This is a genomic window from Dyella psychrodurans, assembly GCF_003363265.1.
GTDB lineage: Bacteria > Pseudomonadota > Gammaproteobacteria > Xanthomonadales > Rhodanobacteraceae > Dyella_B > Dyella_B psychrodurans.
In genome coordinates, this window is record NZ_QRBF01000008.1 from 4024 (window position 1) to 18357 (window position 14334).

At 61.6% G+C, this 14334-nt stretch carries 12 protein-coding genes; 7 read left to right on the plus strand and 5 right to left on the minus strand.

All coding sequences use genetic code 11. The features are described 5' to 3' along the window. The first annotated feature begins 55 nt into the window (after positions 1–55). The 4 genes from DWU99_RS17840 to murB are packed head-to-tail and all read left to right on the plus strand — an operon-like array spanning position 56 to position 3669. Positions 56–820: an SDR family NAD(P)-dependent oxidoreductase gene (locus DWU99_RS17840; protein WP_115479448.1), complete on the plus strand. Its 765-nt coding sequence runs from the start codon at positions 56–58 to the stop codon at positions 818–820. Positions 821–825: 5 nt separating this feature from the next. Further along, the gene (locus tag DWU99_RS17845) at positions 826–1593 is read left to right on the plus strand and encodes a class I SAM-dependent methyltransferase (protein WP_115479449.1); all 768 of its coding nucleotides are present in this window, start codon (positions 826–828) and stop codon (positions 1591–1593) included. A 2-nt stretch (positions 1594–1595) separates the two neighbouring features. Then, positions 1596–2633 carry a quinone-dependent dihydroorotate dehydrogenase gene (locus DWU99_RS17850; protein ID WP_115479450.1) on the plus strand — a complete coding sequence of 346 codons (1038 nt, stop codon included), beginning with the start codon at positions 1596–1598 and terminating at the stop codon, positions 2631–2633. Between the two features lie 10 nt (positions 2634–2643). Continuing rightward, entirely contained in the window at positions 2644–3669 is a 1026-nt protein-coding gene (murB, locus tag DWU99_RS17855) for a UDP-N-acetylmuramate dehydrogenase (protein ID WP_115479591.1), read from the plus strand. A gap of 18 nt (positions 3670–3687) precedes the next feature. Here murB and murJ read toward each other — a convergent pair whose 3' ends face one another. The 3 genes from murJ to DWU99_RS17870 all read right to left on the minus strand — a co-directional run bounded on the left by murJ (position 3688) and on the right by DWU99_RS17870 (position 6174). Then, entirely contained in the window at positions 3688–5268 is a 1581-nt protein-coding gene (gene murJ, locus DWU99_RS17860; protein ID WP_199535854.1) for a murein biosynthesis integral membrane protein MurJ, read from the minus strand. Positions 5269–5529: 261 nt separating this feature from the next. Further along, positions 5530–5838: a hypothetical protein gene (locus DWU99_RS17865; protein ID WP_115479451.1), complete on the minus strand. Its 309-nt coding sequence runs from the start codon at positions 5836–5838 to the stop codon at positions 5530–5532. A gap of 12 nt (positions 5839–5850) precedes the next feature. After that, positions 5851–6174, minus strand: a complete 324-nt coding sequence (locus DWU99_RS17870) for a YbjQ family protein (RefSeq protein ID WP_115479452.1) — start codon at positions 6172–6174, stop codon at positions 5851–5853. A gap of 162 nt (positions 6175–6336) precedes the next feature. Here DWU99_RS17870 and DWU99_RS17875 point away from each other — a divergent pair, with 162 nt between their 5' ends. Beyond that, the gene (locus tag DWU99_RS17875) at positions 6337–9051 is read left to right on the plus strand and encodes a M16 family metallopeptidase (RefSeq protein ID WP_115479453.1); all 2715 of its coding nucleotides are present in this window, start codon (positions 6337–6339) and stop codon (positions 9049–9051) included. Between the two features lie 215 nt (positions 9052–9266). On the opposite strand, the gene DWU99_RS17880 is transcribed toward DWU99_RS17875, so the two are convergent. Further along, positions 9267–10508, minus strand: a complete 1242-nt coding sequence (locus DWU99_RS17880) for an MFS transporter (protein WP_115479454.1) — start codon at positions 10506–10508, stop codon at positions 9267–9269. Positions 10509–10628: 120 nt separating this feature from the next. On the opposite strand from DWU99_RS17880, the gene DWU99_RS17885 reads away from it, so the two are divergent. Further along, positions 10629–11420, plus strand: coding sequence for an AraC family transcriptional regulator (locus tag DWU99_RS17885; RefSeq protein WP_115479455.1), 792 nt, complete (start codon positions 10629–10631; stop codon positions 11418–11420). A gap of 114 nt (positions 11421–11534) precedes the next feature. Next, on the plus strand, positions 11535–13706 hold the full coding sequence (gene ppk1, locus DWU99_RS17890; protein ID WP_115479456.1) for a polyphosphate kinase 1: 2172 nt from the start codon (positions 11535–11537) through the stop codon (positions 13704–13706). Between the two features lie 8 nt (positions 13707–13714). Here the strand turns inward: ppk1 and DWU99_RS17895 are convergent, their stop codons facing one another. After that, entirely contained in the window at positions 13715–14266 is a 552-nt protein-coding gene (locus DWU99_RS17895) for an NADPH-dependent FMN reductase (RefSeq protein ID WP_115479457.1), read from the minus strand. Positions 14267–14334 lie beyond the last annotated feature (68 nt).

Below are 14334 nucleotides of genomic sequence, written 5' to 3' on the forward strand. Positions count from 1 at the left end.
AACCCTCTCCCCAAAGGGGAGAGGGCTTATCCAGGCAAGCTCGACGGATTGCGACATGACATCCTCTCCATTCGACTTCCGCGGTTATCGCGTCGTGGTAGCAGGCGGCAGCAAGGGCATCGGTCGCAGCATGGCGCTGGCTTTTGCGTCATCGGGTGCCGCGGTGTCGGTATGTGCTCGCGGGCAAGCGGCGCTGGCTGAAACTGTAGAAGCCATCGCGGCGCATGGCGTTCCGGCGCATGGGCAATCCTGCGATCTGGGCGATGCGTCAGCCATCGATACGTATATCACCCACGCTGCGCAATCGTTGGGCGGCATCGACGTGTTGATCAACAACGCCACCGGCTACGGCCCCGGCGATAGCGATGAAGCGTGGCTGGCCGATTTCAATGTCGACCTGATGGCGGCCGTGCGTGCGTCGCGAGCGGCATTGCCCTATCTGTCCGCGTCGCAACACGCCAGCATTCTGCACACCAGTTCCATCGCCGGCCTGCATCCGCGTCCCAGCACACCCGCCTATGGCGCAATGAAAGCGGCGCTTTGCCATTACACATCGTCCCAGGCTTTGCTGCTTGCCGCGCAACGCATTCGCGTCAATGCCATCGCACCGGGTTCCATCGAGTTCGAGGGCGGCATGTGGGATCGCTGCAAACGTGAAGATCCGGCGCGCTACGCGACCGTGTTGGCGAAAATTCCCTTCGGCCGTTATGGCGCGCCCGAAGAAGTGGCGCACGCGGCACTGTTTCTGGCCTCTCCCTGGGCCAGTTGGATCACCGGGCAGACGCTTTGCGTCGACGGTGGCCAGCAATTGAACGGATGACTCGCATGGCCAACCTGCACAGCACTGAACGCTTCAGCGACCGCGTCGCCGACTATGTCCGCTATCGCCCGACCTACCCTGTCGCCTTGCTCGACTGGCTGCGCGACGCGCAAGGCGTAACATCCGATTGGCGCGTCGCCGATATCGGCGCAGGCACGGGCATTTCCAGCAAGATGTTCCTCGATGCCGGCCACTCGTTGGTAGCGGTCGAACCGAACGCGGCCATGCGGCAAGCTGCGGTGGAGTGGCTGCACGGCTATCCGCTGTTCCGCGCGGTGGATGGACGCGCCGATGCGACCACGCTCGACGACCGGAGTGTCGATCTCATTTCCGTGGCGCAGGCCTTTCACTGGTTCGATCCCGCCACCACGCACCGGGAATTTCACCGCATTCTGCGTCAGGGTGGATTGGCTGCGATCTACTGGAATTCGCGCCGCCTGGTCGGAACGACGTTTCTGGCGGGATACGAAGCCATCCTGCAGAAGTACGGCACCGACTACACCAGCGTCGCCGAACGTTATGCCGACGAGCCGCGCATGCGCGAATGGTTCGGTGCGGGCTGGAAAGGCACGGCCGAATTCGAGCATAGCCAGTTGCTCGATTTCGAGTCGCTGCGCGGACGGTTGATGTCGTCATCCTATGCCCCTCAACCCGGCCATCCCCAACACACCCCGATGATCGACGCCTTGCGCGAGCTGTTCGACGCATGCGAAGTGGATGGTCGGATAAGCTTCGACTACGACACACGCGTTTATATAGGCGAGGTGCCCTGAGCATGTACGACTGGATTCGTCCGCTGCTATTCAAACTGGACGCCGAGACCGCCCACGGCCTGACCCTCTATGGGCTGGATGTCGCCCATCGCAGCGAGCTGTCCCGCTTTGTCGCCACGCCGCCGCAAAATGTACCGACCGAGGCCTTCGGACTGAATTTTCCCAATCCAGTCGGTCTGGCGGCGGGCCTGGACAAGAACGCAGCGCATCTCGACGCACTGGGAACGCTCGGTTTCGGCTTTATCGAAGTCGGCACCGTCACGCCGCGCCCGCAGATCGGCAACGACCGCCCTCGCCTGTTCCGCCTGCCACGGCACGAAGCCATCATCAATCGCATGGGCTTCAACAACGAAGGCGTCGATGCGCTGGTGCGCAACGTGCTGAAGTCCAACTACCGCGGCGTGCTCGGCATCAACATCGGCAAGAACAAGGACACGCCGAACGAAAAGGCGGTCGACGATTACCTGTTCTGCCTGGAGCGTGTGTACACGCACGCCAGCTACATCACCGTCAATATTTCTTCGCCGAATACCAAGGGCTTGCGCGACCTGCAGGAAGAAGCCACGCTCAAGCGATTCATCGAAACGCTGCGCGAAGCGCAGGAGCGGCTCGGCTCGCAGCAGGGCTCGCGCAAACCGATGTTGTTGAAGATCGCGCCCGATCTCAGCGAGATGGAGCTGGACAGCATTGCCGAAGTATTGCTGGCCGCAGAAGTGGACGGCGTCATCTGCACCAACACCACGATCGATCACACAGCCGTGTCGGATGATCCGCTCGGCAACGAAACAGGCGGCTTATCCGGCAGGCCTTTGCTGGCCAGGTCGACTCAAGTCGTGCGAGGCATGCATCGGAGGCTTCGCGACCGCGTCGCCATTGTCGGCGTGGGCGGCATTCTCGAAGGCGGCGACGCTGTCGAGAAGCTCGAAGCTGGTGCTTCGCTGGTGCAGGTGTATTCCGGCCTTATTTACCGCGGCCCGGCGCTGGTCGCCGAATGCGTGAACGAAATCCGCCGCCGACAGGAACAACGCGATGGTCGTTGAACGCACCGACATGGGCGGCTATACGCTGATCGAAAACGCGCCCCTGGTCGCACGCAATACCATGCGTGTCGCAGCGCGCGCAAAGCTGCTTGCCGAAATACGCGACGCCACGAAGTTGCCGGAGCTGCTGGATTTTCCGGCCATTCGCAACGGTCGCCTCTTTGTCCTTGGCGAAGGCAGCAACATCTTGCTGACCGGTGACGTCGACGGCACGGTACTCGCGATGGAAACGCGCGGTGTGCACGTGGAGCAAGACGGCGATGTCGCACGCATTGCGGTGGCCGCCGGCGAGCGCTGGGACGATTTCGTGCGCTGGACGCTCGGCCAGGGCTTCGCCGGCCTGGAAAACCTGATCCTGATTCCCGGCACGGTCGGTGCCGCACCGATTCAGAACATCGGCGCGTACGGCACCGAAGTGGCCGAGTTCATCGAAAGCGTCGAAGCGTGGGATCTGGTTGAACGCAAGGTCGTCACGCTCGACCACGGCGCGTGCGCATTTGCGTATCGCGATTCGTTGTTCAAGCGCAACCCGAATCGCTTTATCGTTACGGCCGTTCGTTTTGCGTTGCCGCGCAGCCATGCGCTGCGACTGGATTACGCCGGTATCCGCGAGGAACTGGAACGGATGGGCGTGGAAAAACCGGCCCCGTTCCATGTCGCCGAGGCGGTGGTCCATCTGCGCACCCGCAAGCTGCCCGATCCCGCCGTGATCGGCAACGCGGGCAGCTTCTTCAAGAATCCGATCGTTGCTGCCGCCCAGGGCGAAGCGTTGAAGCGCGAACATGCGGAACTCGTCGCATGGCCCGGTGCAAACGCGCGCTGGAAGCTTTCCGCTGCGTGGCTCATCGAGGCTGCAGGCTTCAAGGGCATGCGCGAAGGCGACGCGGGCATTTCCAATCGGCATGCCCTGGTGCTCGTCAACCATGGCAAGGCTAGCGGCCAGGAATTGTGGGCATTCGCACAGCGCGTGATCGAAGGCGTGCAAGCACGGTTCGGCGTACGACTGGAGCCCGAACCCATGATTGTCGGCGGCTAATCTGCGCCGCTTACATGGTTAGCCGATGCCCAATCGACGCGCGAACTTGTCGATCAGTTCCACGCATAGCCTTATGCGCAACAGATACGTCAGGGCGAAATAGGCGACTCCGTACGTCGATAACACAAACAGCGCCAGGATGACGGGGCCTTGATGGCGGATCGCATACTCCACGCCGCATGCGACCAAAGCGGCCACGATGGCCGAGACCCACAGCTTGACCATCAGCGTCCCTGCTACGCCGGTATGCCCAAGCTTTTTGTTCAACTTGCTGCGTAACAGATGAAACTCGATCCAGCCGGCCACGCCCGCTGAAGCCGTCAAGCCCACCGCGCCCCATTGCATGGGAATGCCGAGCATTCTTGGCAGCAGCAATGCACTTGCGAGCCCAAGCACGGCCGTGAACGCAAGACGCACCAGCGCGAAGCGCAGCGGCGTGCGCGTGTCGCGCAATGCGTAGTAAGTGGATGCATAGAGACGCCCGAACGTCGACGCCAGCAAACCCACGCCCGACCCTGCCAGGATCGCCCATACGTAATGGGAATCCTTGCTGGTGAAGGCGCCGGACTGATAAAGCGCGGCCACCACGACATTGCCCAGCGCAAAAAAAGCCATCGCCGAGGGCACGATGAAAAACGCGATGCGTTCCAGGCCGTTGTTCAAGCGCGCCGACAACTTCGCCACCACATCCGCATCGAGTTCGTCCCCCGCCAACCTGGACAGCGTCGGCAACTCGGAGGCTGAAATCGCCATGCCGAAGAGACTCACCGGCAACAGGTTGACCGACGACGCAGTCGTCATGCCTGCAATCGCACCGCTGCCCAACAGCGTGGAAATGGCCTGGTCCACGAAGGCGCTGATCTGCACCACACCGCGCCCGATCGCCACACCGAGAAAGCTGCCGCCAACCTGCTGCACATGCAAACTGCGCAGATCGAAACGCAAACGCATGCCCGGTACCAGTTTCAGCACCGGCCCCAACTGCACGAGAAATTGCAGCAGGCAGCCGAGCACCGTGCCCCACGCCAGGTACACGATCAACCGATCGGCGTCGAGGTGACGGAAGATCAGCATGGTCAGGATCATCGACAGATTCCAGACCACCGGTGCCGCGTAGGAGAGAAAGAACTTGTGGTGACTATTGAGAATGCCCAGGCACCACGCCGACCACACCAGAATGCCCGTGCCGGGAAAAAGGATGCGCACGATCAGAATGGTCAGCTCGCGCTTTTCGCCGGTGTAGCCTGGCGCAATCAGCCAGAGCAAAGACGGTGTCGCCCACACGCCCAACGCAACGATCACCGAAATGAGCAAGGCGAGAATCGCCGCGATCGCGCCCGCGAGGCGATCGGCATCCTCCTGCTTGTTCTGCGCAAGCAGACGCGCGTAGACAGGAATGAAGGACGCCGAAAGAACGCCCTCGCCGAACAGGTTCTGCAGGAAGTTCGGCACGCGCAAGGCGGCGCTGAAAATATCCGCCGCGTCGGAAAGGCCGAAATAATGCGAAAACACCCGCTGGCGAACCAGGCCGAACAGGCGGCTGCAAAGGATGCCCGCCCCTACCAGCAAGGCGTGTCCGCGGCCTGCCTCTTTGGTCATAGCTGCCTGTGTTGGTGAAAAACGGTAAGTGTAACAGTTGCGGCCTTGAGGCTTTTCTTCCCTGTATGGCCGATTGCGCGCCGCACTAGCCAAATCGCTCCTGCTACCTCACCGTCATTCCGGCGCAGGCCGGAATCCAGTTTCAAAATGTTGTGCGAAGCACTCTAAATAGATTTAGTGTCCTTCGGACGCATGTTTAGACTGGATTCCGGCCTGCGCCGGAATGACGGTGAGGCGGATCAGAGGGACGCAAAGAATCACTCAGCGCGGATGCGGATCATCATTCACAACGATGTAATGCCGCTCTCCGAGCTGCGGATCGAAATACACTGCGGTGAGCTGCCCGCTGCCGGGGTCCACGAAGCGCTCCCCCGTATCCTTCCACCTCGGATCAGGCAGCGTGCGCAGCAGCGGCTTGTAGCGCCAGCGCTCGATCGCCAGTCCCACGACCAGCATCAAGCCCCCGACAATCAACTGCGGCAGCAACGCCACCAGCACGCCGGTCAGCGCGGCGATGCCCGCGCCCACCAGCAGCAGGCCACCCAGCACGTAGAGCACGATCGGCAACATCTGCGCAGCCGCTCAGGTCGGCGGATCGAGCACTACGGCGGTGCCGTAGGCCACGATCTCGCTCATGGTCTGACCGATCTCCGCCGAGTCGAAGCGCATCATGAGGACGGCGTTGGCGCCCATCATCTTGGCGTTGGAAACCAGCCGGTCCAGCGCGTGACGACGCGCTTCTTCCAGCATCTGCGTGTATTCGTGGATTTCTCCGCCCACCAGTGAACGGATGCCCGCCATCATGTTGCCGCCAATGCCGCGGCTGCGCACCACCACGCCAAACACCTGCCCTTTCACCTGCACGACCTGGTGGCCGGGAACGTTTTCGGTTGTGACGACCAGCATACCTCTCACTCCTTGTGCTCGAAGAAGCTGCGCTGCCGGACACGATACGCCTCGCCCGATCTCATCGATAGTGGCGACCCGCCAGCTTTCGGCACGTAGGCGGCTGATGGGCACTATGGCACCATCGGGCGGTCTATGGTCGTCCCCTCAGGAATTCGAAACATGATCTCAAGCCCTCTCAAAACATTGGCATGGAGCACGATGTTGGGCGTGGCGCTGATGGCCGGCAGCATGCCCGGTCGCGCCGATACGCCGTCCAAAACAGCCGCAACCGCCATCGACGGCAAGGTATTGCGCGCCACCCTGGACAACGGCCTGCGCGTGGTCATCGTGCGGGAAACACTCTCGCCGATGGTCACCACGCAGATCACCTATCTCGCCGGCGGCTATCAGACACCCGATGGCTTTCCGGGCACCGCGCACGCGCTGGAACACATGATGTTCCGCGACAGCCAGGGCATGACCGGCGCCCAGCTCAATGAAATGACCGGCAAGATGGGCGCCGAAAACAACGCGTTCACTACCAACGATGCGACGCAGTTTTACTTCGTCGCACCGGCGAATTATCTCGACCTCTTGCTGCATATCGAATCGGCACGCATGGAAGGCGCGCTGCTTACCCAGAAAGATTGGGAGCGCGAGCGCGGCGCCATCGAGCAGGAAGTGTCGCGCGATATTTCCGACCCTGGGTACCTGGCGTTTCAAAAAGCCGAGCGCGTGCTCTACGCAGGCACCGGTTATGCGGAAGATCCGCTCGGCACACGCCCCTCCTTCGACAAGACCACGTCGGCCGACCTGCAGGCGTTCTACAAGGACTGGTATGCGCCGAACAATGCGCTGCTGGTCGTCGTCGGCGACGTCGATCCCGAAGCTACGCTCGACAAGATCAAGGATCTGTTCGGCAAGATTCCCCAACGCACGCTGCCGGCCTCGCAGCCACTGCATCTACAGGCTGTAAAACCGCAGACGATCGCCGCTAACACGCCGCAAGGAACCGGTTCGGTGCAGTTCCTCTATCGCATGCCCGGCATGATGATGGCCAAGGACAACGCCGCGGCGCAGGTTCTGTTGGATGTGCTCAACAACGCGCGCAGCTCGCTGTCCGCCCTGGCGGTGGACGGCAAGGTGCTCAGCGCCGACGCGCAACTGCAACCGTTCAGCAACGGCGGCATCGGCGTGATCGAGGTGGGCTTTCCCAAGGGCGGCGACGCGAAGAAAGCGCAGGCCGATCTTGAAGGCGTCATCAGCGATCTGCTGAAAAACGGCATACCTGCCGATCTGGTCGAGGCATCCAAGCGTTCTGAAATCGCCCAGGCCGAATTCAACAAGAACAGCGCGGTGACGCTCGCCAGTGCCTGGTCGCAAGCCATCGCATGGATGGGCCTCGGCTCGCCGGAAGAAGCGGAAGAGCAGATCCGCAACGTGACCGTCGACGACGTCAATCGCATCGCGCGCGAATACCTCAAGCCGGATCAGCGCGTGACCGTGGTGCTTACGTCCGAGAACAACGGACAGCGCCCGCCCGACAGCGCCGGTTTCGGCGGTTCCGAATCGTTTGCGGGCAACGACAAGCTCGACGGACCGCTGCCATCGTGGGCCACCGAGAAATTGAGCAAGCTCGACATGCCGCGCTGGACGCTCGCGCCGACGCAGATGACGCTGGACAACGGCATCCGCCTCATCGTGCAGCCCGAAAACATCAGCAAGACCGTCACGGTACTCGGCCACATCGACAACAACGCGAAACTGCAGGAACCAGCCAAACAGGAAGGTGCCGCTCGCTTGTTGTCGACCTTGTTCGATTACGGCTCCACCACGCTGGATCGCGACGCGTTCCATAAGGCGCTCGACGATATTTCCGCCACCGAAACGGGCGGCACCGATTTTGGCGTGGCAGCGCTCAGCGATCATTTTGACAATGCCATGCAACTGCTGGCGGACAACGAACTGCATCCCGCGCTTCCGCAACAGGGATTCACCGTGCAGCAGGAGACATTGGCGCGCACGCTCGCCGGCGAAATGCAATCGCCGGATTACAAAATGAGAAAGGCGCTGATGAAGGGCTTGCTGCCCAAGGGAGACCCGGACCTTCGCCTTGCGACGCCGGAAGGCATCCAGGCGCTCACCTTGCAGAACGTCAAGGATTACTACGCGAAAACGTATCGCCCCGACCTGACCACCATCGTCGTCGTAGGCGATGTGACGCCTGAAGCGGCCAAGGCCACGGTCGAGCGCTATTTCGGCCAGTGGAAGGCACCAGGACCGAAGCCGAATGTGATCTCGAAGCCGGTGTCGGTGAATCCGGCAGGATTTGCGCTGGTCGAGAATCCCTATGCGTCGCAGGATCAGGTGATGTCGGGCCAGATGCTTGAGCTCAACATGCACAACCCGGATCGTTATGCCCTGCAATTGGGCAACGACGTGCTCGGCGGCAACGGCTTCGCGTCGCGCCTGATGACGGACATCCGCGTGAAGCATGGCTATGCGTACGGCGCCGGCTCGGGCATGCACTTCGACCGTTCGCGTTCGATCTTCTTCGTGCAGTACGGCAGCGATCCCGACAAGGTTGCGGCAGTCGATGGGCTGGTGCACAAGAACATCGTCGATATGCAGAACACGCCGGTGAGCGAATCCGAGCTGACCAACGCGCGCCAGTACGAAATTCGCTCCATTCCCGTGAGCGTAGCCAGCATTAGCAGCATTTCGCGCTCGCTGCTGACGTGGGCGTGGCATGGCGAACCACTCGATCAACCGATGGTGGCCGCCAAGTACTACCTCGATCTGACGCCGGAGCAAGTGCAGGCGGCGTTCAAGAAGTACCTCAAGCCACAAAACCTGACACAAGTGGTGCAAGGACCGCCACCGGCCAAGCACTGAGCGAAAACAAAACGGCCCGCGCAAGCGGGCCGTATGCTTTCTTCCCCCTCCCCTCCGGGGAGAGGGCTAGGGTGAGGGGCCGGACTTGCCGAAGCCTTTATTTCCTCACCGAGTTTTGAATCGGACTCTTTCTCGCGAAGCAACCCTTTTTCGCAAGAGTGTCCCCTCACCCCAACCCTCTCCCCAGTGGGGAGAGGGAGCCAATGCATGTCAGCTTACTTTGCCGCCGCTTTCAAGCGCATCGATTTCTCGATGTCGGGCAGGAAGATGGCCAGCACGCCGATCAAGGGCAAATACGCGCACAGCGAGTACACGTAATCGATGCCACGCGCATCGGCAACCTGACCGAGCACGGCAGCGCCAATGCCGCCCATGCCGAAAGCAAAACCGAAGAACAAACCGGAAATCATGCCCACGCGACCGGGAATCAATTCCTGCGCATAAACCAGGATGGCCGAGAACGCCGACGCGAGAATCAGACCGATCATCACCGACAAGACACTCGTCCAAAACAGATTGGCGTGCGGCAGCGCCAGCGTGAACGGCGCAACGCCGAGGATCGATACCCAGATGACCCACTTGCGCCCTACCCGATCGCCTATCGGTCCGCCGATCAACGAACCGGCGGCCACGGCGAAGAGAAACACGAACAGATGCACCTGCGCGCTCTGCACCGAGATGCCGAACGTGTGAATCAGGTAGAACGTGAAATAGCTGCTGATGCTGGCCAGGTAGAAATACTTGGAGAAGATCAGCAGGCCGAGAATCGACAGCGACATGATGACCTTGTTGCGGCTGAGCGTTTCAACGGTCGCATGACGCACGACCTTGCTGCGACTCACATGATGCAGCCGATACCAGCGACCGACCTGCAACAGCACCACGATCGCCAGCAGCGCGGCCAACGAGAACCATGCCACGCTCCCTTGGCCGTGCGGCACGATGATCCATGCCGCCAGCAAAGGCCCCAGCGACGAACCCGCATTGCCGCCCACCTGGAACAGCGATTGCGCCAGACCGTGTTGCCCGCCCGACGCCAGACGCGCCACGCGCGACGATTCGGGGTGAAACACCGAGGAACCCGTGCCGACCAGCGCCGCGGCCAGCAACAGCACCTCGAAATTCGGCGCGACAGCGAGCAGCAGCAGGCCGCACAGCGTGAAACTCATGCCGACCGGCAACGAATAAGGCATCGGTTTGCGATCGGTGATGGTGCCGACCAGCGGCTGCAGCAAGGACGCCGTCACCTGATACGTCAGCGTGATCAGGCCAATCTGCCCGAACGTCAAATGGAATCCGCTCTTGAGGATCGGATAGATCGCCAGGATCAACGACTGGATCATGTCGTTGAGCAGATGCGAAAAGCTGATCGCACCCAGGATGGCGTAATCCGTGCGGTGCGCAGGGGCGCTCTGCGCAGACGAAGGCAAGGCAACCGATTCGGCGGAGTTCTGCATGGTCTTCTTTGAGAGGGGAAAGTGAGCGGCAGGATTGCCCTGCCGTGGACGCCACCTTAAAGTACCCGTCTTCGGCCTGCATGCACTACCGGGTCAAGTTCTGTCGAAATTGGGCCAATCGTGAGAAATACCCGCGTCATTGCCTATGAAGACACCCCGCGCGACGTGGTCGCCACGGGCAACGACTACCCCAATGGCCTGGTTCTGCCCAGCCATACCCACAAGCGCGGCCAGTGCCTGTACGCCATCGTCGGGGTCATGACCGTGACCACCACCGAGGGCGCCTGGGTCGTTCCTCCGGGCCGCGCGCTGTGGATTCCGGCCGGCGTGGCTCACATGGTGCACATGGGCGGCTCCACCAGCACGCGCAGCGCATACGTCCTTGCCGAAGTCGCGGCGAAAATCGGTTTGCCGGCGCATTGCACCGTGATCGCCGTTTCCCCTCTGCTGGACGCCCTGCTGTCCGAAGCCGTCGATCTTCCGGCTGAATACGCCTTGGGCAGCCGCGACGATCGCCTGATGCGCCTGCTGATCGACGAGATCACCCGGATGCCGTCCCTGCCCTTGAACACCCCTCTGCCCCAGGACCCGCGCCTGGCGCGGCTTTGCGGCGCACTGATCCAGTCGCCGTCGCTGGAAATCGACATCGACACCATGGCGCACAAGGCCGGCATGAGTCGGCGCAGCTTCACGCGCCTGTTTCGCCAACAGACAGGTATGAGTTTCAGCAACTGGCGCCAGCAGGCGTGTCTGCTCGCCGCCTTGGCCAGATTGGGGCGCGGTGAGCCAGTTACGCGCGTCGCGATGGAATTGGGCTACAGCAGCACCAGCGCATTCACCGCAGCATTTCGCCGTACGCTAGGTACCGCGCCAAGCCATTATCTGGTAACGCCAGTCGCAAATGCGGCATGATGGCCCACCGGCAGGTGTCATACCTGTGTCAACGCCCTGCCAGAGGATGTGAACGCTGTGCCCGCCCCTACGGTTGAGGCGTCGACATCCACAAGCCACCCGGATGGTGCACCGATGAACAAACACAACGACCTGGACACGGTGCTTGCTGCCAGTGCAGCAATCGAAACAGCCGAAACCGTGCAGGCGCCCGCGCCGCCGGTTGTCGATCTCAGCGACAAGTCGTATTACATCCATCGCGAGCTGTCCCAGCTGCAGTTCAACAACCGCGTACTGGAACAGGCGCTGGACGAACGCACGCCGTTGCTGGAGCGGTTGAAGTTCCTGCTGATCTTCTCCAGCAACATGGACGAGTTTTTCGAGATCCGCGCTGCCGGCCTCAAGAGCCAGCTCGAATTCGGCCATGAAATCGTGGGGCCGGATGGCATTCCGCCCAAGCAGGCGCTGGCCGAGATCAGCGAAATCGCACATCGCCAGATCGCGCGTCAGTACTCCATCCTCAACGAACGCCTGTTGCCGGAGTTGGACCGGCACGGCATCCGCATCGTGCGGCGCGAAAGCTGGAGCTCGGCGCAGAAGCGCTGGGTGCAACGCTATTTCCGCCAGGAAGTGGCGCCGATGATGACGCCGATCGGACTGGACCCCACGCATCCGTTTCCGTTGCTGGTCAACAAGAGCCTGAACTTCATCGTGGAACTGGAAGGCGTGGACGCCTTCGGACGCGACTCGGGCCTGGCGATTCTGCCGGCGCCGCGCGTGCTCCCGCGCATCATCCGCCTGCCGGAAGAGGTGTGCGAAGGCGGCGAGAACCACGTGCTGCTTTCGTCCATCATTCACGCGCATGCCGAGGAATTGTTCCCGGGCATGGAAGTGCGCGGTTGCTATCAGTTCCGTCTCACGCGCAACGCCGACCTGACCATCGACCCGGAAGAAATGGACGATCTCGCGCGCGCCTTGCGCGGCGAACTGTCCTCGCGCCGCTTCGGCGATGCGGTTCGATTGGAAGTGGCCGACAACTGCCCGAAAACGCTCACCGATTACCTGCTCAAGCAATTCGGGCTCTCCGAAGCGGAACTCTACGAAGTCAACGGCCCCGTGAACCTCACGCGCCTGTTCGGCATCGTCAGCCGCAGCCACAACCCGCAGTTGCTATACCCGCCTTTCGTACCCGCCATCCCCAAGGCGCTCAAGAAAGCCGAGGACATGTTCCAGGTCATCAGCAAGCAGGACGTACTGCTGATGCACCCGTATGAATCCTTCGCGCCCGTGGTGGATCTTGTGCGCCAGGCCGCGAAAGATCCCGCCGTGCTTACCATCGAGCAGACGCTCTATCGTACCGGCGCCACGTCCGAAATCGTCGATGCGCTGGTGGAAGCGGCGCGTGCCGGCAAGGAAGTGATCGCCGTGGTGGAACTGCGCGCGCGCTTCGACGAGGAATCCAACCTGAGCCTTGCCACCCGCCTGCAACAGGCCGGCGCGGTGGTCATCTACGGTGTGGTCGATGTGAAGACCCACGCCAAGCTGATGCTGATCCAGCGCCGCGAAGGCGAGAAGCTGCAACGCTACGCGCACCTGGGCACCGGCAACTACCACAGCGGCAACGCGCGCCTGTACACCGACTACAGCCTGCTGACGTCCGACGCCGCCCTGTGCGAAGACGTACACAAGCTCTTCAGCCAGCTGACCGGCATGGGCAAGCTGCTGAAGATGAAGAAGGTGCTGCATGCGCCCTTCACCCTGAAGAAGTCGCTGCTCGACATGATCGCGCAGGAAACCGCGCACGCCGAAGCGGGCAAGCCTGCATACATGATCATCAAGGTGAATGCGCTTACCGATGCGAAGATGATCCGGGCGTTCTACAAGGCCAGCATCGCGGGCGTGAAAATCGACCTGCTGGTGCGCGGCACGTGCTGCCTGCGTCCGGGCATTCCCGGTGTATCGCAGAACATTCGCGTGCGCTCCATCGTCGGCCGTTTCCTCGAACACAGCCGCGTGTACTGGTTCGCCAACGACGGCGACGAGCGCATGTATCTGGCCAGTGCCGACCTGATGGAACGCAACCTGGATCGTCGCGTGGAAACCGGTTTTCCGATCGAGGACCGCAAACTGCGCCAGCGCATCCGCAAGGAGCTGGACGTGTACCTGTCCGACAACACCACGGCGTGGGAATTGCAGCCGGATGGCAACTACGCGCGCCTGCATCCGACCGACGCGCATTCGCCGCACGATGTGCAGCAGCAACTGCTGGAAAAATATTGTGGCGCAGGAGCGGCTGCCGCGCGTTAATCAAGACCTTACAGTTGCTTGTGCAACCAGGCGACATAGCGATCGACAAAACGCTGCAGAAACTTCTGGGTGCTCTCGACGCTTATGTGGCCTTGTTCATCGATAAGCCCGTCGCTGAACTTGAAAAAAACCTCGGGCTGCGGAAGCACTACCACATCCAGGTAAGCCAGCACATTGCGCAGGTGCTGTTGCGCCATGGCACTGCCGGTTGTACCGACTGAAGTACCGATAACCGCGCCCGGTTTCCCCGCGAATGCATTGCTGCCATACGGGCGCGATGCCACATCCACGGCATTCTTCAGCACACCGGGGATGGATCGGTTGTACTCGGGCGTCACGAACAACAATGCATCGGCCGCCTTGATCTGCTGCTTCAACTGTTGGCAGACAGGCGGGTAGTCATGATCGAACTCCTGGTTGTAGAGCGGCAAGTCATCGATTCGGACGTGCTCAAACGAAAGCTCTGCCGGCGCCAATCGCTCCACGGCATACGCGAGCCGGCGGTTGAACGACTCCTTGCGCAGACTGCCGATCAACACCGCCACCTTGATGGATGCCATAGCCCCTCCCTTGTCATGAATCTGACCCAATCGGTCACACCCGGTCACAGCCAGACAGGACGATGCAC